This is a genomic window from Ectopseudomonas guguanensis (assembly GCF_900104265.1).
Classification (GTDB): Bacteria; Pseudomonadota; Gammaproteobacteria; order Pseudomonadales; family Pseudomonadaceae; genus Aquipseudomonas; species Aquipseudomonas guguanensis.
In genome coordinates this window covers 147345-166552 of the sequence record NZ_FNJJ01000007.1, presented here as the reverse complement: position 1 = coordinate 166552, position 19208 = coordinate 147345, and the positions used below count along the sequence as shown (strand labels likewise).

Below are 19208 nucleotides of genomic sequence, written 5' to 3'. Positions count from 1 at the left end.
GAAACACGCGATGACAACAGTCTGACTTGGTATTCCATTCGGGAACCCGGGACCCGACTTGTAGTTCTGTTAGTCAACGGGTGCTGAGTCGTTGACCGTTTTTTCGTCATACGCCGCATACATGCTGGCCGGGCTGACCGCCTGGACACACGAGTTTTTTGCCGGCCAGGCGGGCTTGCGGCACACTAGCGCCCTTCCCGAGCATCCGCTCGTTTAACTGCTCAAGAGTCCGTATGACCCGCTCCCCTTTCCGCCGCATGGCCTTTAGCGCGCTGCGCCGCCTGCTGTACCTCTGGGTACGCTCGGAAACCATCAACCAGTCCGCCTTCACCCTCAAGCTCGACCGCAGCAAGCCGGTGTTCTACGTGTTGCAGCAGCCTTCGGTGAGCGACCTGGCGGTGGTCGACCGCGAGTGCACCAAGGCCGGCCTGCCGCGTCCGGTGTTGCCGGTGGCGGTCGGGGAACACATCGAGCCCGCCGCCTTCTTCTACCTGACGCCGGAGCCGGACTGGTTCGGCCGTCAGGACAAGCGCGGCATCTCGCCGACCCTCGATCGGGTGGTCACCGCCCTCGGCCAGCATGCCGTGGACGACGCGCAGATCGTGCCGGTGAGCGTGTTCTGGGGGCAGTCGCCGGACCGCGAGACCAGCGCCTGGAAGCTGCTGTTCGCCGACAGCTGGGCCGTGACCGGGCGCCTGCGCCGGCTGGTGAGCATCCTGATTCTCGGGCGCAAGACCCGCGTGCAGTTCTCCACGCCAATTCACCTGCGCGAGCTGGTCGAGCAGGACAAGGGCCAGGAGCGCACCCTGCGCATGGTGCATCGCATCCTGCGCGTGCACTTCCGCAACCAGAAGGCGGCGGTGATCGGCCCGGACGTGTCGCACCGGCGCAACCTGGTCAAGGGCCTGGTGCACGACCCGCTGGTGCGCCAGGCAATTGCCGAGGAAGCCGAGCGCGAGAAGATCAGCCTGGAGAAAGCCGAAGCCCAGGCGCTGCGCTACGGCAACGAGATCGCCTCGGACTACACCTACACGGTGATCCGCTTCCTCGAGCTGGTGCTTTCCTGGTTCTGGAACAAGATCTACGACGGCATCAAGGTGCACAACGTCGAAGGCGTGCGCGACATAGCCCAGGGTCACGAGGTGATCTACGTGCCCTGCCACCGCAGCCACATCGACTACCTGCTGCTGTCCTACCTGCTGTTCCGCAACGGCCTCACGCCGCCGCACATCGCTGCCGGCATCAACCTCAACATGCCGGTGATCGGCGGCCTGCTGCGCCGTGGCGGCGCCTTCTTCATGCGCCGCACCTTCAAGGGCAACCCGCTGTACACCGCGGTATTCAACGAATACCTGCACACCCTGTTCAGCAAGGGTTTCCCGGTGGAGTACTTCGTCGAGGGCGGGCGCTCGCGCACCGGGCGCATGCTGCAGCCGAAGACCGGCATGCTGGCCATCACCCTGCGCAGCTTCCTGCGCTCGCATCGCCTGCCCATCGTCTTCGTGCCGGTATACATCGGTTACGAGCGCGTGCTGGAGGGCCGCACCTACCTCGGCGAACTGCGCGGTGCGAGCAAGAAGAAGGAGTCGATCTTCGACCTGTTCAAGGTACTCGGCGCGCTCAAACAGCGCTTCGGCCAGGTCTCGGTGAACTTCGGCGAGCCGATCAAGCTGGCCGAGTTCCTCGATCAGCAGCAACCCGGCTGGCGCCAGCAGGAGCTGGGCCCGCAGTACCGCCCGGCCTGGCTCAATGAAACCACCAACCGCCTGGGCGAGCGCGTGGCGCGTCACCTCAACGAGGCGGCCTCGATCAACCCGGTCAACCTGGTGGCCCTGGCGCTGCTGTCCACCAGCAAGCTGGCCCTGGACGACCGCGCCCTGGCGCGCGTGCTCGACCTGTATCTGGCGCTGCTGCGCGCGGTGCCCTACTCGCCGCACACCACCTTGCCGGACGGTGACGGCGCGGCGCTGATCGAGCACGTCAAGGGCATGGATTTGCTGGCCGAGCAGAAGGATGCGCTGGGCAAGATTCTCTACCTGGACGAGCAGAACGCCGTCCTGATGACCTACTACCGCAACAACGTGCTGCACATCTTCGCCCTGCCGGCGCTGCTGGCGAGCTTCTTCCAGAGCAGCGCACGGATCAGCCGCGAGCAGATCCTGCGCTACGCCGGCGCGCTGTATCCCTATCTGCAGTCCGAGCTGTTCATCCGCTGGGAACAGAGCGAGCTGGAAGGCGTGATCGACCAGTGGCTGGCGGCCTTCGTCGAGCAGGGCCTGCTCAAGGTCGAGGGCGACGTGTACGTGCGCCCGGCGCCGAGCTCGCGCCAGTTCGTGCTGCTGACGCTGCTGTCGCGTTCTGTGGCGCAGACCCTGCAGCGCTTCTACATGGCCATCGCCCTGCTGCTCAACGCCGGGCAGAACGCGATCAGCGCCGAAGAGCTGGAAGACCTGTGCACGGTCATGGCCCAGCGCCTGTCGATCCTGCACGGCCTGAACGCGCCGGAGTTCTTCGACAAGAGCCTATTCCGCCACTTCATCCAGAGCCTGCTGGACCAGGGCGTGCTGCGCCAGGACGAAGCCGGCAAGCTCAGCCATCACCCGCTGCTCAGCGAGCTGGCCGAAGGCGCCGCCAAGCGCGTGCTGCCAGCCGAGATTCGCCTGTCGATCCGCCAGGTGGCGCTGGATCGCAACGAGGACGGGCCGGCGGCGCCGTAATCGTAGGGTCGCGCGCGGCCAGCCAGGTCGTGTGCGCCTCCGAATCACCGTAGCACCGGTGCGCACGGCGCACCCTACGTGTCACGTCAGCTCCTGGGGTGGATTTCGCTTTTTTGCATCCACCAGATCGCAGGTTCGACGCAACCAGCCGAACCTGTCATGGGTTTGGCAGTCAGTCGATAGACCACACCGGCAGGAGGCCCCGGCCATGATCGACTCCCTGATGCTGAGCGCGACACGCATTTCCACCCTGGCGGCCGAGCAGGTGCTGACCAACGCCAGCGGTTTCTTCTTCCAGCGCGACGATCGGCTGTTCCTGGTCACCAGTCGCCATGTGGTGTTCGACGCGCCCAGCGGCCATCGACCCGATAGCCTGCAGATCGAGCTGCACACCGACGCCGAGAACCTGGCCAGCACCGCGGATTTCACCCTTGCCCTCTACCAGGGCGAGGAGCGCCTGTGGCGCCAGGGTATCGATGGTGCCGGCGAGATCGACGTGGCGGCGATCGAGCTGGATCGCGCTGCGCTACCGCCCGGCTGCGTTTATCAGGCCTTCAGCGAGCAACACCTGCTACAGGCCGACGAGCATGTGGAAATCGGCTCGCCCCTTCTGGTAGTGGGCTTCCCCCTAGGCTTTCAGGACAACCTGCACCGCATGCCGGTGGCGCGCCATGCCGGGCTGGCCTCGTCCTTCGGCCTGCGTTTCCAGGGGCTGGGCTATTTCCTCACCGATGGCCGCACCCATCGCGGCATCAGCGGCGCGCCGGTGGTCAAGCGCGCCAGCGTCGACGGCGAGCTGCCCTGGCACCTGCTGGGCATCCACTCCACCCGGCTGCTCGGCGAGCGCGACGAGGATCAGGACGAAGCCCTGGGCCTGAACTGCACCTGGTACGCCGATATTCTGATGACGCTGACGGAGTGACCGTAGCCCGGATGCAATCCGGGGTACCAGGCCATGTCCAGTCGCGGCTAAAGCCCCTCCCACAGAACCCATCGTGCTGGTGGGAGAGGCTTTAGCCGCGACAGCGTTGTCAGGTGTTCAAACAGCCCCCGGATTGCATCCGGGCTACGAAATATGGATGCCGGGGGCGGACCAGAACATCGCGGCTGAAGCCGCTCCTACGGTACGGGTGAATACCTGTAGGAGCGGCTTCAGCCGCGATCAGTCTGGCCATCGATGCGAACAGTCCCCGGATTTCATCCGGGCTACTCGCCACGAAATACGAGCGGCCGCCCAAGAAAAAACCCGCCGTGCGCATCAAGCAGGGCGGGTTCTTTTACAGCGGTTTACGCCTTACAGGGTCACTGCTGCCGGCTCAGGCTCGGCGGCCAGTTCTACATCCGGCGCCACTTCGACGTGCAGCAGTTCGAGACGCTCGCTGCTCCACTGGCGAATGCGGTTGGTCAGTTCCAGGTCGTCGTTGAGCTTCTGCCCGTAGGACGGAATGATGCCCTTCAGGCGCTCTTGCCACTCAGGGGTGGCGACCTTGTCGGCGAAGGCCTTCTCAATCAGGTGCAGCATGATCGGTGCGGCAGTAGAGGCACCCGGCGAGGCGCCCAGCAGTGCGCTGATGCTGCCATCGGCAGAGGTCACCACTTCGGTACCGAACTGCAGCACGCCGCCCTTCTCGGCATCCTTCTTGATGATCTGTACGCGCTGGCCGGCATTGATCAGCTCCCAGTCGGCGTCCTGCGCCTCGGGGAAGTACTCACGCAGCGAAGCCATGCGCTCGTCCTGGCTGAGCATCAGCTGGCCCATCAGGTAGGTGCTCAGCGACCAGTTGTCCATGCCGGCATTGACCATCGGCATGAAGTTGTCGGTGGTCATGCTGCTGAACATGTCGAGCAGCGAGCCGTTCTTCAGGTACTTGGTGGAGAAGGTGGCGAACGGGCCGAACAGCAGCACGTTTTCACCATCGATCACGCGGGTGTCCAGGTGCGGTACGGACATGGGCGGCGAGCCGACCGACGCCTTGCCATAGACCTTGGCCAGGTGCTGGGCGACCACGTCCTGGTTGCGCGTCATCAGGAACTGACCACCGACCGGGAAGCCGGCGTAGCCCTTGGCTTCTTCGATGCCGGACTTCTGCAGCAGCTTGAGCGCGCCACCACCGGCGCCGATAAAGACGAAGCGCGCATCGATGCTCTGCTCTTCGCCGCCCTTGGCCAGGTCGGCCACGGTAACGCGCCAGGTACCGTCTTCGTTGCGCTTGAGGTCGCGCACTTCATGCTGCAGGTGCAGGCTGGCCTGCTCCTTGGCGATCAGCGAGTCGATCAGCTGGCGGGTGATTTCGCCGAAGTTGACGTCGGTGCCGATGGCCATGCGGGTGGCGGCGACCTTCTGCTGCGGATCGCGACCCTGCATGATCAGCGGCACCCACTGTGCGATCTGCGCGTGATCCTCGGTGAACTCCATGCCGCGGAACAGGTTGCTGTGCTGCAGCGCGGCGTGGCGCTTGCGCAGGTACTCGACGTTGTCGTCGCCCCAGACGAAGCTCATGTGCGGCGTGATGTTGATGAAGCTCCTGGGCTCGCTCAGCACTTCACGCTCGACCTGGGTGGCCCAGAACTGCTTGGAAATCTCGAAGGATTCGTTGATCGCCACGGCTTTGCTGATGTCGATGCCACCGTCGGCGGTTTCCGGGGTGTAGTTCAGCTCGCAGAAGGCCGAGTGGCCGGTGCCGGCATTGTTCCAGCCGTTGGAGCTTTCGGCGGCTACCTGGTCGAGGCGCTCGTAGATTTCGATGCTCCAGTCCGGCTGCAGCTCGTGGAGGTAGGTGCCGAGGGTGGCGCTCATCACGCCAGCGCCGATCAGCAGCACATCGACGGTTTTCTCGGGCTCGCGGGGTTTGGAGCAACCGATCACGCTGAGACAAAGCAGCGTCAGCAGGATTTTCTTCATGGGACAGTCCAGTTCGTCGCACGACAACGAGTGCCGCGCAGGCAAGGTTTCGGGTAGCGACCGTTTGGGCCGCCTATGGGCGATAGCCGCAGATCTGCGGCGCGGCGGGAGGAAGGGTGTTCCAGGCCTCTTGGCGGGCGTATTCCGATCGCGCCGCGGGCAGGAGCAATATGCGTGCCGCTGAAAGGATTCAGCAGCCCCACTGCGGCTTTGTGCCACACAGGCAGGCGCCAGCCTGGCGGGAACTCGCCAGATGGCGGCGAACGGGCCGGAGGAAGTGGCGGAATCCCGCCCGCCTCAGGCCAGCAGCAATGGCAGCAGCAAGGCGGTGCCGATGCCCAGCAGGCTCATCGCCAGAGCGGCGAAGGCGCCGCACTCCTCGCCTTCCTGCAGGGCATGGGCAGTGCCGATGGCATGGGCATTGATGCCGTAGCTCAGGCCACGTGCCGCCGGGTGCTCGACGCCAGCCCAGCGCAGCAGCAGCGGTCCCATCGCGGTACCGATCACGCCGGTGAGCATGACCATCACCGCCGCCAGCGAAGCGACGCCGCCGATCTGCTCGGCCACCGGCATGGCAATCGGCATGGTCACGAATTTCGGCGCCAGGCTCATCACCACGCTCCAGTCGGCGCCCAACGCCCAGCCGATGGCCAGGGTCAGTGCCACCGACAGCACGCCGCCCGCCGTGAGGGTGATCAGCACCGGCCAGAACAACTGGCGGATGCGCTTGATGTTGTGCTGCAGCGGCACCGCCAGGGCCACGGTGGCCGGCCCCAGCAGCCAGGCGACGGGCTCGGCACCGGCGCGGTAGGTGGCGTAGTCCACGCCGCACAGCAGCAAGATGGCGACGATCAGCGTCACCGATACCAGCACCGGCTGCAGCAGCAGCCAGCCGCTGCGCCTGTAGAGCCAGGCGGCGATCAGGAAGGCGGCCAGGGTCAGGGCGATGGAGAACAACGGATGATGAGTCAGCGGCGTCATCCCTTGCGCTCCTGACGGCGAATCAAGGTCTGCAGCAGCCAGCCGCAGAACGGTACGGTCACCAGCAACGACAGCACCAGCGCCGTGGCGATCACAGGCAGTTCACCAAGCAGCAAATCGCTGCTGGTCATGATCCCCGAGGCCGGTACGGCCAGCAGCAACGGCAGATATGGCAGCAAACCACCGGCAGCCTGCTGCAGCGGGTCGGGTACAGCGCCGCGCCACATCAGCCAGGCCGAAAGCAGCAACAGGCCGATGATCGAGGCCGGCAGCATCGGCAACGCCCAGCGGTTGAGGGCCACGCCGCACAACTGCAGCACCACCAGCCAGAACAGGCCACGCACCATCATGATCTCGACTCCTCTTGTTATGGCGTCGACGACGATACCGCAGTCGCCACTCGACAACCGAACGCCCCTGCGACACGCCGAGCCCTTCGCTCCTGCACGCATGCCGCCAGGCGCATCGACTATGCCTGCCCGACCTGTAGCGAAAACAGCGGCAGAAAAGCCTCGAAAAACCGGATCAGATGAAGACGGCAGCGCTCGGCGCAAGGTGATGACGGGCGCGGCGCGATGTCGCAGGGCGTTATTCGCTGCGTGGGTCATGGCTGCTCCAGACCTCAGGCAGCATGCGGCTCGGCGATCTGGCGAAGGTTCCAGCCGGTAGGCTGGTGCAGCATCTGATCCGCTTTTTTAGGGAAAACCTGAGTCTGTTTGGCAAACAGTTGCCCCCGGATCATGGCGCCAGCCTGACAAACGCCTGATGAGGGCAACGACATGACCGATCTGATCCCCGTGCGGAGTCTCGATACCGCCAAACCCATCCGCCTGACACCGGCCCAGGCCGGCGGCCCGATCCACACGCGCAGTTTCACCGGGCGCTTTCGCAACCTGCGCCTGCTCGGTGCCGGCCTGCTGTTCCTGCTGTTCTTCGGCACCGCCTGGATCGACTGGAATGGCCGTCAGGCCGTGCTCTGGGACCTGGAGAACCGCCAGTTCCATATCTTCGGCGCGACCTTCTGGCCACAGGATTTCATCCTGCTCTCGGCGATCCTGATCATCGCCGCCTTCGGCCTGTTCTTCATCACCGTGCTGGCCGGCCGGGTGTGGTGCGGCTACGCCTGCCCGCAGAGCGTGTGGACCTGGATCTTCATGCGTGTCGAGCAGTTCACCGAGGGCGACCGCGGCCAGCGCATCAAGCTCGATGCCGCGCCCTGGTCGCTGCAGAAACTGGCCCGGCGCAGCGCCAAGCACGGCCTGTGGCTGGCGGTTAGCCTGATCACAGCCCTGGCCTTCGTCGGCTATTTCACCCCGGTGCGCCAGTTGACGCTCGACCTGGCGACCTTCGAAGTCGGCGCCACCACGGCGTTCTGGGTGCTGTTCTTCACCGCCGCCACCTATGTCAACGCCGGCTGGCTGCGCGAGAAGGTGTGCCGCGACATGTGCCCCTACTCGCGCTTTCAGAGCGTGATGTTCGACAGCGATACGCTGGTCATCTCCTACGACGCCGCCCGCGGCGAAACCCGTGGCCCGCGCCGCAAGGGTGCCGACCACAAGGCCGAAGGCCTGGGCGATTGCATCGACTGCACGATGTGCGTGCAGGTCTGCCCCACCGGCATCGATATCCGCGACGGCCTGCAGCTGGAATGCATCGGCTGCGGCGCCTGCATCGACGCCTGCGACAGCGTGATGGACAAGCTTGGCTATGCCCGCGGCCTGGTGCGCTACAGCTCCGAGAACGAGCTGGCCGGCGGCAAGACCCACTGGCTGCGCCCACGCCTGGTTGGCTACGCGGCGATGCTGGCGGTGATGATCGGCGCCTTCGCCTGGGCGCTGGCCGAGCGCCCGCTGATCTCCCTCGACGTGACCCGCGACCGCGGCCTGTTCCGCGAGAACTCGCTGGGCCAGATCGAGAACATCTACAGCCTGAAGATCATCAACAAGACCCAACAAGCGCGCAGCTACGCCATCGCGCTGGTCGAGCCCGGTGACTTCGAGCTGCACGGCCCTAGCACGCTGAACCTGGCGCCGGGCGAGATTCGCGACCTGCCGGTAAGCGTCGCGCTGACGGCCACGAGCAACGGTGCCGGGCCGCAAACCGTCCGCTTCGAGGTGCGTGACCAGGCCGATTCGCAGAGCCATGTGAGCACCCGGAGCACCTTCCTCGCGCCGCTGCGCTAGCGTTTCGCCCCGAGGCGGGGCTCCTACAGATATCCGTGTAGGAGCCCCGCCCCGCGGCGAATGGGCAACCAGAGTCCGCCCCGGATTGCATCCGGGCTACGGTTGCTAACCGTGCTACTTAACGAAAGGTGAATGCGATCAATCCCCTCTCCCCTCCGGGGAGAGGGTTAGGGAGAGGGGAGCAAGCGTCGTAGCCCGGATGAAATCCGGGGCGGTTCGAGACGTCCCCGGATTGCGCCACGAGCCTTATAGGAGCGGCTGGGCGGCATTCCGTTTCAGCCGCGGAACCATCGAGCTGCATCGATCGCGGATAAATCCGCTCCTACATCCGATGTATGCCCTCCCCTTCACGAGGCACTGCCATGTCCGCCGCTCACCCCGTAAAGTGTTCGCCCGTACCCTTTGCGGCGGTGAACCAGGACAGGATGAAACGCTACGAAAAATTCGCCGACGAGATCGCCGAGCTGATCCGTACCGGCGTGCTCGGCCCCGGCGAGAAGGTGCCCTCGGTACGCCATGCCAGCCGCACCTATGGCGTCAGCCCCTCCACCGTGTTCCAGGCCTATTACCTGCTGGAAGATCGCGGCCTGATCCAGGCGCGGGCACGCTCGGGCTACTTCGTTCGCGAGCACGCCAAACGCCCGCTGCACGAGCCGCAGCTGACCGCCCACGCCGCGCAGACCACCGAGGTGGGCGTCAGCGAGCTGGTGTTCTCCGTGCTCGCCTCGCTCAAGGACCCGCACACCGTGCCCTTCGGCTCGGCCTTCCCCAGCCCCGACCTGTTCCCCCTGCCGCGTCTGGCCAAGAGCATGGCGCACGCGCTGCGCAGGCTATCGCCGCACGAGATCATCGCCGACATGACCGCCGGCAACGCCGACCTGCGTCGGCAGATCGCCCTGCGCTACATGGTCAGTGGCGTGATGCTGCCGATGGAAGAACTGGTGATCAGCAACGGTGCCATGGAGGCGCTCAACCTGTGCCTGCAGTGCGTGACTCAGCCAGGCGACCTGGTGGCCATAGAATCGCCGACCTTCTACGCCTGCCTGCAGGTGCTGGAGCGGCTGCAGCTCAGGGCTGTGGAAATCCCCGTGCACCCGCGCGAGGGCATCGACCTGGACGCCCTGGCTGACAGCCTCAGGCAACTGCCGATCAAGGCCTGCTGGTTCATGAGCAGCCTGCAGAACCCGCTGGGTGCGAGCATGAGCGAGGCGAAGAAACAGGCGTTGTATGAGTTGCTGGTCGAGCATCAGGTGCCGTTGATCGAGGACGATGTTTACGCCGAACTGTACTTCGGCAGCCACCCGCCCAAACCGGTGAAGAGCTTTGACCGCGAGGGGCTGGTGATGCACTGCAGCTCCTTCTCCAAGAGCCTGGCGCCGGGCTATCGCATCGGCTGGGTGGCCGGCGGACGTTATGCCGAGCAGATCACCCGACTCAAGCTGATGACCACCCTCTCGCCGTCGGTGCCGGCCCAGGCGGCGCTGGCCGACTACCTGCAGCACGGCGGCTACGACCGTCACCTGCGCAAGCTGCGCCATGCCCTGGAGATGCAGCAGAGCGCCATGCTCGCCTCTGCCGCCCGGCACTTTCCCGCCAGCACGCGAGTCACGCGGCCGGCAGGCGGCTACTTCCTCTGGTTCGAATTTCCCGAACACCTGGATTCGCTGCAACTGCTGCGCCTGGCGCTGGCCCAGGGCATCAGCCTGGCGCCGGGGCCGATCTTCTCCGCCAGCCAGGGCTTTCGCCACTGCGCGCGGCTGAACTACGGCCACCCGTGGAGCCCGCGCAGCGAGCAGGCCATGGAAGTGCTCGGGCGCCTGGTGGCGGGACTGCTCTGACGCCTGGAGTGCACCGCGCGTCCGCTCCGGTGCGCACGGCGCACCCTACAGGTTGTTGTAGCCCGGATGAAATCCGGGAGCCGGAGCAGGAATCGCCCCGGATTGCAACCTACGGTCCTGGTGCGCACGGCGCACCCTACGGATACCCCCGCAGATCACCTGGGGTGCGCCGAGCGCACCGCCTCATGAGCACCCGCTCCCTCCGTTGCATGACGCTGTCGTGCGCACGGCGCACCCTACAGGTTGTTGTAGCCCGGATGAAATCCGGGAGCCGGAGCAAGGATCGCCCCGGATTGCATCCGGGCTACGGTCCTGGTGCGCACGGCGCAGCCTACCTTCAGGCTATTTCCACCAGTACTCGACCTGCACGCCGAAGTTCGAGCCGTTGCGCGCGCTGCCGAAGGCGCCGTTTTCGGACAAGGCCGAGCCATCGGCCAGCAGGTTGGCGGCCTGTTGCGCGGCGCGGTTCCAGCTCGCATAGGTGTAGTACAGGCGGATTTCCGGACGTTCCCAGAAGCCCGGACCAGCGGGCGACCAGGTCGGGGCGATGGTGAACTTGGTCAGCTTGCGCGTGCCGCCGGGCGCCTCGACCTGATCGCGGCCGATCTCGCCGACCAGCTTGAACTGCTCGGTGAAGGCGTAGCTGGTGCGGCCACCGACGGACAGCCAGTTCTGATCGACGCCGTCCGGGCGCTTGTCCTTCTGGTAGACCAGCTGCACCTGACCACCGAGACGCGGGGTCATCTGGAAGTCGAAGAATTCCACCAGGCGCCAGCTGCGGTTGCTGCGGTCGAGGGTCGGGTCACCGGTATAACCCAGGCCGGTGCCGGGGCCACGGCCGTATTGCAGGGCGACGGTATTGACCCCACCGAGGAAGTCCTGCTGCTTGTGCTGCGCGGTGACCGCCCAGCCGCTGTTGGCATCGGTGCTGTCGGGCTTGTCGATATAGCTGACGCCCACTTCCAGTTCACCGCCCGGGTTGACCTGGAAGCCGCCGACGTTGAAGTCGTGACGGTTGATGTAGGGTTCCTGGAAGTAGCTGTCCTTGCGCGAGAACACGTAGCTGTACTTGAGGTCGCCGATCTTCATCTCGTCGATGCCGAAACCGGTGGCGCTCTGGTTCCAGTAGTAGAAGTCGGTGATGTGGATGTCGTTACGCTTGTAGAAGCGGCGCCCGGCCCACAGCGAACCGCCACCCAGCGCCGGCATGTTGCTCCACTCGGCGTACATCTGGTTCATCCGCGCGAAGCCGTAGTCGCCGGTGAATTTCGGCGTGTGGCCGTACTGGTTGTAGAGCTGCGCCATGCCCTCGACGCTGATCACCGAGCCGTCATCCAGGCGAAACAGGTCCTGGCGCAGGTCCAGTTCGATGTACTGCTCGCACTCGTTGCCCAGGCGGTACTTCGATTGCGCCCCCGGCAACTGGAAGCACTGCTGCGTGCCGCCGGTATCCGCGCCGCCGACACCGCTGCGCAGGTAGCCGCTGAATTCGACAGCCTGTGCCTGCGGTGTGGCCAAAGCCACGGCCAGTAGGTAGGGTGCGCTGCGCGCACCAAGGAGTTTGGGGGCAGTTTGCTGTGTGGTCTTCATCGTTGCTCCTGATTGTTTTTATTGAGCGAATGCTGCGGATAGCCGCCGCAGCGCCGGTTTTTTTTCGTTTCCTTGCTGCGCACGGCGCACCCTAGGTGATACGCCATACGCGCTGGCTCGTAGGGTGCGCCGTGCGCACCGCAGTTACGACGCGCACTAACCTCTCTTCAACTGCGCCACCTTGTTGTCAGTGGCTTGACGCTTTCCCGGGCGCAGGCGCTCGCCGCTGGCCGCGTCGAACAGCAGCACGCGCGCCGGCTCGAACTGCAGGTCCAGGCTGGTGCCAGCCTGCGGTGCGGCATCCGGCGCCAGGCGGCAGCACACCTTGGTCTGGTTGAGGCTGACGAACACCAGGGTGTCCGGACCGGTCGGCTCGACCACCTCGACCTCGGCGCGCAGGCTCGGCAGCGTGGCAGCCGCACCGGCCAGCTGGATCTGCTCGGGACGCACGCCGAGGATCAGCTCGCGCCCTTCCAGCTCCCCCGCCGCGCCCAGTGACAGCTCGCAGCGCGCCTGCCCGGAGTCGAGCAGACCAAGGCACTGGCCATCGCGCACCTGCGTGCGCAGCGGGATGAAGTTCATCGGCGGCGAACCGATGAAGCTGGCGACGAACTGGTTGGCCGGGTCGTTGTAGATTTCCTGCGGGGTACCGAACTGCTGGATGATGCCGTCCTTCATTACCGCCACCTTGTCGCCCAGGGTCATGGCCTCGATCTGGTCGTGAGTGACGTACACCGTGGTGGTCTTCAGACGCTGGTGCATCAGCTTGATCTCGGTGCGCATTTCGACTCGCAGCTTGGCGTCGAGGTTCGACAAAGGTTCGTCGAACAGGTAGATCTTCGGCCGCCGCGCCAGCGCCCGGCCCATGGCCACGCGCTGCTGCTGGCCGCCGGAGAGCTGGCCAGGCTTGCGTGACAGCAGGTGCTCGATCTGCAGCAGCTTGGCCACGCGCGCTACCTCGGCCTCGATCTCGGCTGGCGGCAGCTTGCGCATCTTCAGGCCGAAGGCGATGTTGTCCTTCACCGTCATGGTCGGGTACAGCGCATAGGACTGGAACACCATGGCGATGTCGCGATCCTTGGGGCTCATGCCGCTGATGTCGGCGCCGTCGACCAGAATCGCCCCGCCGCTGATGTCCTCCAGGCCGGCGATGCAGTTCATCAGGGTGGATTTGCCGCAGCCGGAGGGGCCGACCAGGATCAGGAACTCGCCGGAGTCGATGGCCAGTTCAATGTTCTTCAGGGTGTCCGCCAGGCCGCTGCCGTAGGATTTGTTGACGTTGCGCAGTTCGAGGGTAGCCATGTCATTTCTCCAATCTTGAAGGCGTCAGCCTTTCACCGCGCCGGCGGTTAGGCCGCGCAGGAAATATTTACCGGCCAGGATGTAGACCAGCAGAGTGGGCAGCCCGGCGATCATCGCCGCGGCCATGTCGACGTTGTATTCCTTGGCCCCGGTGCTGGTGTTGACCAGGTTGTTCAGCGCCACGGTGATCGGCTGGGTGTCGCCGCTGGCGAACACCACGCCGAACAGGAAGTCGTTCCAGATCTGGGTGAACTGCCAGATCAGGCAGACCATGATGGTCGGCACCGACATCGGCAGCAGGATGCGCCCGAAGATGGTGAAGAAGCCGGCGCCGTCGAGGCGCGCGGCGCGCACCAGCGCCTCGGGAATGCTCACGTAGAAGTTGCGGAAGAACAGCGTGGTGAAGGCCAGGCCGTAGACCACATGCACCAGCACCAGGCCTTCGGTGGTGTTGGCCAGGCCGAGCTGGCCGAGGGTGAAGGACGCCGGCAGCAGGATCACCTGGAACGGCAGGAAGCAGCCGAACAGCAGCAGGCCGAAGAACAGCTGCGAGCCGCGAAAGCGCCACATGGCCAGCACGTAGCCGTTCAGTGCGCCGAGCAGCGTGGAGATCAGCACCGCCGGGATGGTGATCTTCACCGAGTTCCAGAAGTAGCCGCCGACGCCGTCCCAGGCCTTGACCCAGCCGATCACGGTGAACACGTCCGGGATCGACAGCAGGTTGCCGCTGCGGATGTCGTCGGGGGTCTTGAAGCTGGTCAGCAGCATCACCAGCAACGGTACCAGGTACACCGCGCAGGCCAGGATCAGGGTGGCGTGGATGGCCAGGCGGCTGAGGCTAACTGCCCTCATCCGGCGCTTCGCGCCACCTTCTCCCGGGGGGAGAAGGACATCAGAAGATCGTCGCTGCGCGACGCTCGCATTAGTCATGGCGTTTACCTCGCAGTTCGGAATACAGATACGGCACCAGGATCGCCAGCACCGCGCCGAGCATCAGCATCGCGCTGGCGGCGCCGAGGCCCATCTGGCCGCGGGTGAAGGTGTGGGCGTACATGAACATCGCCGGCAGGTCGGAGGCATAGCCGGGGCCGCCGGCGGTCATCGAGGCGACGAGGTCGAAACTCTTGATGGCGATATGCGCGAGGATCATCAGCGCGCTGAAGAACACCGGGCCCAGGCTCGGCAGCACGATGCGCAGGTAGATGCTCGGCAGGCTGGCGCCGTCGACCTGGGCGGCGCGGATGATCGACTGATCGACGCTGCGCAGGCCGGCGAGAAACAGCGCCATGACGAAGCCCGATGACTGCCACACGGCGGCCATCACCAGGCAGTAGACGACGCGATCCGGGTCCACCAGCCAGTCGAAGCGAAAGCCCTCCCAGCCCCAGTCACGCAGCAGCTTGTCCAGGCCCAGGCCGGGGTTGAGCAGCCACTTCCAGGCGGTGCCGGTGACGATCATCGACAGCGCCATGGGGTAGAGAAAGATGGTGCGAATGAAGCCTTCGCGGCGGATGCGCTGGTCCAGCAGCACCGCCAGCAGCACGCCGATGGCCAGGCTGATGGCGATGAACAGCCCACCGAACACCAGCAGATTCTGGCTCGCCACCCACCAGCGGTCGTTGTCCCACAGCCGCGCGTACTGCTGCAGCCCGACGAAGTTGTAGCTGGGCATGAAGCGCGAATTGGTGAACGACAGCAGGAAGGTCCAGCCGATGTAGCCGTAGAAGCCCACCAGCACGATGACCATGCTCGGCGCCAGCACCAGCTTGGGCAGCCAGCGCTGCAGGGCATCCAGCGGTGAGGCTTTGGTGATGACTGCGTTTGAACTCATGTAGATGAACTCCGTATTGCGAACTTCTTGCGCAGCCCGTAGGGCGGGTGTAACCCGCCATCCGCCGCCAGTGCGAAAGACAGCGCTGCGGAACGCGGCGCGGCCGATCCCGTGGCGCGTACCGGGGGCACGCACCTGGGTCAGTCAGAGAAACCGGCGGGTTGCACCCGCCCTACGGCAAGGGCCGGCTAGGCGGCCCAGCCCCTCACTGCACCGCCTGGATCGCCGCCGCCAACTGCTGGGCGGCACGCTTGGGGTCGGCCTTGGGGTCGTTGAAGAAGTTGGTCACCACGTCGAACACCGCGCCCTGCACGTAGCTGGACGCGGCCATGCCGTGGGCCAGGCTCGGCTGCAGACCGCCACCGGCGGCGGCGTCCTTGAAGTCGGCCATGGACTTCTGCGCGCAGGCGTCGAAGCTGCTCATGTCCTGGTCCATGCGCACCGGGATCGAGCCCTTGTTCTGGTTGAAGAACTCCTGGAACTCGTTGCCCATCACCGTGCGCGCCAGGTCTTCCTGGGCCTTGCGGTTGTCGGCGTTGCTCAGCTTGAACATGGCCAGCGAGTCGATGTTGAAGGCGAAGCTGCCCTGGGTGCCGGGGAAGGCCAGGCATTCGTAGTCCTTGCCAGCCACCTTGCCGGCGGCGGTCCACTCGCTCTTGGCCCAGTCGCCCATGATCTGCATGCCGGCCTTGCCGTCGATCACCATGCCGGTGGCGCTGTTCCAGTCGCGCCCGGCGGCGTCGGCGTCGATGTAGCCGCGCAGCTTCTGCAGGGCGGCGAACACCTCGACCATCTTGTCGCCGGTCAGGGTCGCGCGGTCCTGCTCGACGAAGGCCTTGCGAAAGCCCTCGGGGCCGAGAATGCTGAAGGCCAGGTCTTCGAACACGGTGCCGTCCTGCCAGGGCTGGCCGCCGTGGGCGATGGCGATGAAGCCGGCCGCCTTGAGCTTGTCGGCGGCGGCGAAGAATTCGTCGAGGGTGGTCGGCGGCGTGGCGCCCGCCTTCTCGAATACCTGTGGGTTGATCCACAACCAGTTGACCCGGTGCACGTTGACCGGCACCGCCACGTAATCGCCCTGGTACTTCATCACGTCCACCACCTGTGGCGGCAGCAGGTCATCCCACTTTTGCTCGGCGGCGACATCGTTGAGATCGGCGAGCAGGCCCAGCTCACCCCATTCCTGGATATCCGGGCCCTTGATCTGTGCGGCCGCAGGCGGGTTGCCGGACACGGCGCGAGTTTTCAACACGGTCATGGCCGCTTCGCCACCGCCGCCGGCAACGGCGAAATCCTTCCATTTGTGGCCCTGGGCTTCGACCAGTTTCTGCAGGGTATCGGCAGCGCGTTTTTCACCACCGGAGGTCCACCAGTGCAGCACTTCGACTTCACCGGCAGTGGCGGACAGGGGCAGCAGGACTGCGAGGGAGATGGCACAGGACAGGCGAGAGATCGCTTTCATGGGATGAGACACCTTGTTGTTGTTATTCGCGAGCAAGTCGTGGTGCTTGCATTGCGAACGAGTCTACCCAGCCCCCAATGTGGCAGGGGTAACAAAGGGTATTGGAAAGTCACCAGGCCGTTACAAAGTGGCTCCGGCACGTTACATGAGGCTGCACGCCGCGCATTCTGCGGTTCGACGCGAGGGCTCACGAGCGCAAATTCAACGGGATTGGCGCGGTAGCCAGAGGGTGACGCGCAGCCCGCCGTCACGCAGGTTGCGCAGGCTCAGCTCGCCGCCGTGGCTGTGCGCCAGGTTGCGTGCGATGCCCAGGCCCATGCCGTAGCCCTGCTGCTGGCTGGCCAGGCGAAAGTGCGGCTCGAACACCTGCTCGAGCTTCTGCTCGGGCACACCCGGCCCCTCGTCATCGACATGCAGGACGAATGCCTCGGCGTCATCCTCGATGTGCAGGTGCGCGCGCTCGCCATACTTCAGCGCGTTGTCCAGCAGATTGCCGATGCAACGGCGCAAGGCCAGCGGCTTGCCGGGATAAAGATCACGCGCGGCACCATCGAGGGTGACGCGGCCCGAGCCGAGGTAGGGTTCGATCAGCCCGTGCAGCAGGTAATTGAGGTCGACCGGCTCGATGTTCTCGTGAATGTCGGTGTCCTTCACGCACTGCAGCGCGCCCTTGACCAGCAGCTCGAGATCGTCCAGATCGCGGCCGAACTTGGCCTGCAGGCTCTCGTCGTCGAGCAGCTCGACGCGCAGGCGCAGGCGCGTGATCGGCGTGCGCAGGTCGTGGGAAATGGCGCTGAACAACTGGCTGCGCTCGGTCAGGTAGCGGCTGATGCGCTCGCGCATGGCGTTGAAGGCACGCGCCACTTCCACCACCTCGCGGCCACCGCCTTCGGCCACCGGCTCCACTTCCGCGCCCAGCGACAGGTGCCGCGCAGTGCGCGCCAGGCGCTTGAGCGGACGGCTCTGCAGGTGCACCAGCAGACCGATGAACAGCAGCAAAAAGGCACTGGTCAGGAGGATGAACCACAGCTGCTGGGTGGGCAGGATGGGCTCCTCCAGGCCAGTGTAGGGCTCGGGCAGCAGCGAGGCGATGTACAGCCATTCACCCGGCGCCAGCTGAATCTGCGTCACCAGCACCGGCGGGTTCAGTGGCTCCAGGGTCAGCGCGTAGTGCGCCCAGGAGCGCGGCAGCTCGTCGAGCTTCAGGCCGCCGTTGAAGATCAGCAGATCGTCCGGCCTGACGAAGGTCACCGAGATGTCTGCGGCGCTGCCCAGGGCCTGCCGCAGCACCTCGGTGACCGTCTCGGTCACCGCCTGCTTGCGCGGCGTGGGCGGCAGCAGCTTCATCTGCAGCGGGCGGTCGTTGACGCTGACCACGAAGCGCGTGCCGCCCATGCTGCGCAGCTGGTCGAGCACCAGCGGCCGGTAGTTCACCGGCAGGGAGCGGAAGTAGCGCACGCTGGCGGACATCGAATGGGCCAGGCTGCGCGCCGTGGTCACCAGGCCTTCGAGCTGGGTGGCGCGCAACTGCGACAGCCAGATCACACTGGACAGCGTCTGCGCCGCGAGTATCGCCAGCAGGGTGAGCAGCAGCATGCGCCCGAGCAGCGAGCGCGGCAGCGGCAACCAGCGCCGCCGTTCAGCGGCCATCGCCGGCCTGCACGCTGACGGTTGTCGCCAGCTGGTAGCCGCTGCCACGCACGGTGCGGATCAGCCGCGGCGGCTTGTCGGTATCGCGCAGGCGCTGGCGCAGGCGGCTTACCGCCATGTCGACGATGCGCTCCAGCGGCATCACCTCGCGGCCACGGGTGGCATTGCCGATGGTGTCGCGGTCGAGTATCTGCTGCGGATGATCGAGAAACAGCTTGAGCAGGGCGAAGTCGGCACCGGACAGGATCACCTCCTCGCCGTCGCGGTGGAACAGGCGGTGGCTGATCATGTCCAGGCGCCAGTCATCGAATACCAGCACCTCGCCGCTGCGCTCCTGGCTGAACTGCGCGCGGCGCAGCAGCGCCTTGATCCGCGCCAGCAGCTCGCGCGGGCTGAACGGCTTGCCGAGGTAGTCATCGGCGCCCAGCTCCAGGCCAATCACCCGGTCGGCCTCGTCGGAGCTGGCGGTGAGCATGATCACCGGCACCTGGGCGAAACGCTGGTGTTCGCGCACCCAGCGGCACAGGCTGAAGCCGTCCTCGTCGGGCAGCATGACATCGAGGATCACCAGGTCGGCCGACTCCGCACACAGGCTCTGGCGAAAGGCGGCGCCGTCGGCCACGGCACGCACCTGAAAGCCGACGCGGCTCAGGTAGGTCTCGAGCAGTTCACGTATTTCCTGGTCGTCATCGACCAGCAGAATCGATTTGCCGGGCTGGCTCATGGTCCGCCGTCCTTGTTGTATTCATGCCGCA

Annotated in this window: 15 protein-coding genes; 4 read left to right on the top strand and 11 right to left on the bottom strand. The window is 65.5% G+C overall.

The annotated features are described in order from the left end of the window. The first annotated feature begins 233 nt into the window (after positions 1 to 233). Positions 234 to 2717 carry a glycerol-3-phosphate 1-O-acyltransferase PlsB gene (plsB, locus tag BLS61_RS12145; protein ID WP_090431170.1) on the top strand — a complete coding sequence of 828 codons (2484 nt, stop codon included), beginning with the start codon at positions 234 to 236 and terminating at the stop codon, positions 2715 to 2717. Positions 2718 to 2925: 208 nt separating this feature from the next. Then, complete coding sequence (locus BLS61_RS12140) at positions 2926 to 3639, top strand: trypsin-like peptidase domain-containing protein (protein ID WP_090431168.1); 714 nt, start codon at positions 2926 to 2928, stop codon at positions 3637 to 3639. Between the two features lie 372 nt (positions 3640 to 4011). Here BLS61_RS12140 and BLS61_RS12135 read toward each other — a convergent pair whose 3' ends face one another. The 4 genes from BLS61_RS12135 to BLS61_RS23670 form a co-directional block, all read right to left on the bottom strand. After that, positions 4012 to 5619, bottom strand: a complete 1608-nt coding sequence (locus BLS61_RS12135; protein WP_090431166.1) for a malate:quinone oxidoreductase — start codon at positions 5617 to 5619, stop codon at positions 4012 to 4014. 297 nt (positions 5620 to 5916) lie between these two features. Continuing rightward, positions 5917 to 6600 (bottom strand): LrgB family protein, encoded by a 684-nt coding sequence (locus tag BLS61_RS12130; protein WP_090431164.1) that lies wholly within the window; start codon positions 6598 to 6600, stop codon positions 5917 to 5919. Further along, a complete protein-coding gene (locus BLS61_RS12125; RefSeq protein ID WP_090431162.1) occupies positions 6597 to 6950 on the bottom strand; it encodes a CidA/LrgA family protein in 354 nt (117 codons plus the stop codon). The genes BLS61_RS12130 and BLS61_RS12125 overlap by 4 nt, the downstream gene beginning before the upstream one ends. Positions 6951 to 7222: 272 nt before the next feature. Then, positions 7223 to 7381: a hypothetical protein gene (locus BLS61_RS23670; protein WP_167358722.1), complete on the bottom strand. Its 159-nt coding sequence runs from the start codon at positions 7379 to 7381 to the stop codon at positions 7223 to 7225. Between BLS61_RS23670 and ccoG the strand changes: the two genes are divergently transcribed. Next, positions 7380 to 8783, top strand: a complete 1404-nt coding sequence (ccoG, locus tag BLS61_RS12120; RefSeq protein ID WP_090431160.1) for a cytochrome c oxidase accessory protein CcoG — start codon at positions 7380 to 7382, stop codon at positions 8781 to 8783. The genes BLS61_RS23670 and ccoG overlap by 2 nt on opposite strands. 425 nt (positions 8784 to 9208) lie before the next feature. Next, a complete protein-coding gene (mapR, locus tag BLS61_RS12115; RefSeq protein WP_090431156.1) occupies positions 9209 to 10621 on the top strand; it encodes a GntR family transcriptional regulator MpaR in 1413 nt (470 codons plus the stop codon). A 342-nt stretch (positions 10622 to 10963) separates the two neighbouring features. Here mapR and BLS61_RS12110 read toward each other — a convergent pair whose 3' ends face one another. From BLS61_RS12110 to BLS61_RS12080, 7 genes are all read right to left on the bottom strand, one after another. Further along, positions 10964 to 12211 carry a maltoporin gene (locus BLS61_RS12110; protein ID WP_090431154.1) on the bottom strand — a complete coding sequence of 416 codons (1248 nt, stop codon included), beginning with the start codon at positions 12209 to 12211 and terminating at the stop codon, positions 10964 to 10966. A 156-nt stretch (positions 12212 to 12367) separates the two neighbouring features. Beyond that, on the bottom strand, positions 12368 to 13513 hold the full coding sequence (locus tag BLS61_RS12105) for an ABC transporter ATP-binding protein (RefSeq protein WP_090431152.1): 1146 nt from the start codon (positions 13511 to 13513) through the stop codon (positions 12368 to 12370). A 24-nt stretch (positions 13514 to 13537) separates the two neighbouring features. Beyond that, positions 13538 to 14365, bottom strand: coding sequence for a carbohydrate ABC transporter permease (locus BLS61_RS12100; protein WP_090431149.1), 828 nt, complete (start codon positions 14363 to 14365; stop codon positions 13538 to 13540). 70 nt (positions 14366 to 14435) lie between these two features. Continuing rightward, entirely contained in the window at positions 14436 to 15344 is a 909-nt protein-coding gene (locus BLS61_RS12095; protein WP_090431147.1) for a carbohydrate ABC transporter permease, read from the bottom strand. A 205-nt stretch (positions 15345 to 15549) separates the two neighbouring features. Beyond that, a complete protein-coding gene (locus tag BLS61_RS12090; protein WP_090431144.1) occupies positions 15550 to 16803 on the bottom strand; it encodes an ABC transporter substrate-binding protein in 1254 nt (417 codons plus the stop codon). A 201-nt stretch (positions 16804 to 17004) separates the two neighbouring features. Next, positions 17005 to 18453 carry an ATP-binding protein gene (locus BLS61_RS12085; protein WP_090431142.1) on the bottom strand — a complete coding sequence of 483 codons (1449 nt, stop codon included), beginning with the start codon at positions 18451 to 18453 and terminating at the stop codon, positions 17005 to 17007. Then, positions 18443 to 19177, bottom strand: a complete 735-nt coding sequence (locus BLS61_RS12080; protein ID WP_090431140.1) for a response regulator — start codon at positions 19175 to 19177, stop codon at positions 18443 to 18445. Before BLS61_RS12080 ends, BLS61_RS12085 begins: the two co-directional genes overlap by 11 nt. Positions 19178 to 19208 lie beyond the last annotated feature (31 nt).

Excerpts from the sequence above, each read along its gene's own strand:
- BLS61_RS12090 (WP_090431144.1), bottom strand. The coding sequence starts at position 16,803 with ATGAAAGCGATCTCTCGCCTGTCCTGTGCCATCTCCCTCGCAGTCCTG.
- BLS61_RS12140 (WP_090431168.1), top strand. The coding sequence starts at position 2,926 with ATGATCGACTCCCTGATGCTGAGCGCGACACGCATTTCCACCCTGGCG.
- plsB (WP_090431170.1), top strand. The coding sequence starts at position 234 with ATGACCCGCTCCCCTTTCCGCCGCATGGCCTTTAGCGCGCTGCGCCGC.
- ccoG (WP_090431160.1), top strand. The coding sequence starts at position 7,380 with ATGACCGATCTGATCCCCGTGCGGAGTCTCGATACCGCCAAACCCATC.
- mapR (WP_090431156.1), top strand. The coding sequence starts at position 9,209 with ATGAAACGCTACGAAAAATTCGCCGACGAGATCGCCGAGCTGATCCGT.
- BLS61_RS12135 (WP_090431166.1), bottom strand. The coding sequence starts at position 5,619 with ATGAAGAAAATCCTGCTGACGCTGCTTTGTCTCAGCGTGATCGGTTGC.
- BLS61_RS12105 (WP_090431152.1), bottom strand. The coding sequence starts at position 13,513 with ATGGCTACCCTCGAACTGCGCAACGTCAACAAATCCTACGGCAGCGGC.
- BLS61_RS12095 (WP_090431147.1), bottom strand. The coding sequence starts at position 15,344 with ATGAGTTCAAACGCAGTCATCACCAAAGCCTCACCGCTGGATGCCCTG.
- BLS61_RS12125 (WP_090431162.1), bottom strand. The coding sequence starts at position 6,950 with ATGATGGTGCGTGGCCTGTTCTGGCTGGTGGTGCTGCAGTTGTGCGGC.
- BLS61_RS12085 (WP_090431142.1), bottom strand. The coding sequence starts at position 18,453 with ATGGCCGCTGAACGGCGGCGCTGGTTGCCGCTGCCGCGCTCGCTGCTC.
- BLS61_RS12100 (WP_090431149.1), bottom strand. The coding sequence starts at position 14,365 with ATGAGGGCAGTTAGCCTCAGCCGCCTGGCCATCCACGCCACCCTGATC.
- BLS61_RS12080 (WP_090431140.1), bottom strand. The coding sequence starts at position 19,177 with ATGAGCCAGCCCGGCAAATCGATTCTGCTGGTCGATGACGACCAGGAA.
- BLS61_RS12130 (WP_090431164.1), bottom strand. The coding sequence starts at position 6,600 with ATGACGCCGCTGACTCATCATCCGTTGTTCTCCATCGCCCTGACCCTG.
- BLS61_RS12110 (WP_090431154.1), bottom strand. The coding sequence starts at position 12,211 with ATGAAGACCACACAGCAAACTGCCCCCAAACTCCTTGGTGCGCGCAGC.
- BLS61_RS23670 (WP_167358722.1), bottom strand. The coding sequence starts at position 7,381 with ATGTCGTTGCCCTCATCAGGCGTTTGTCAGGCTGGCGCCATGATCCGG.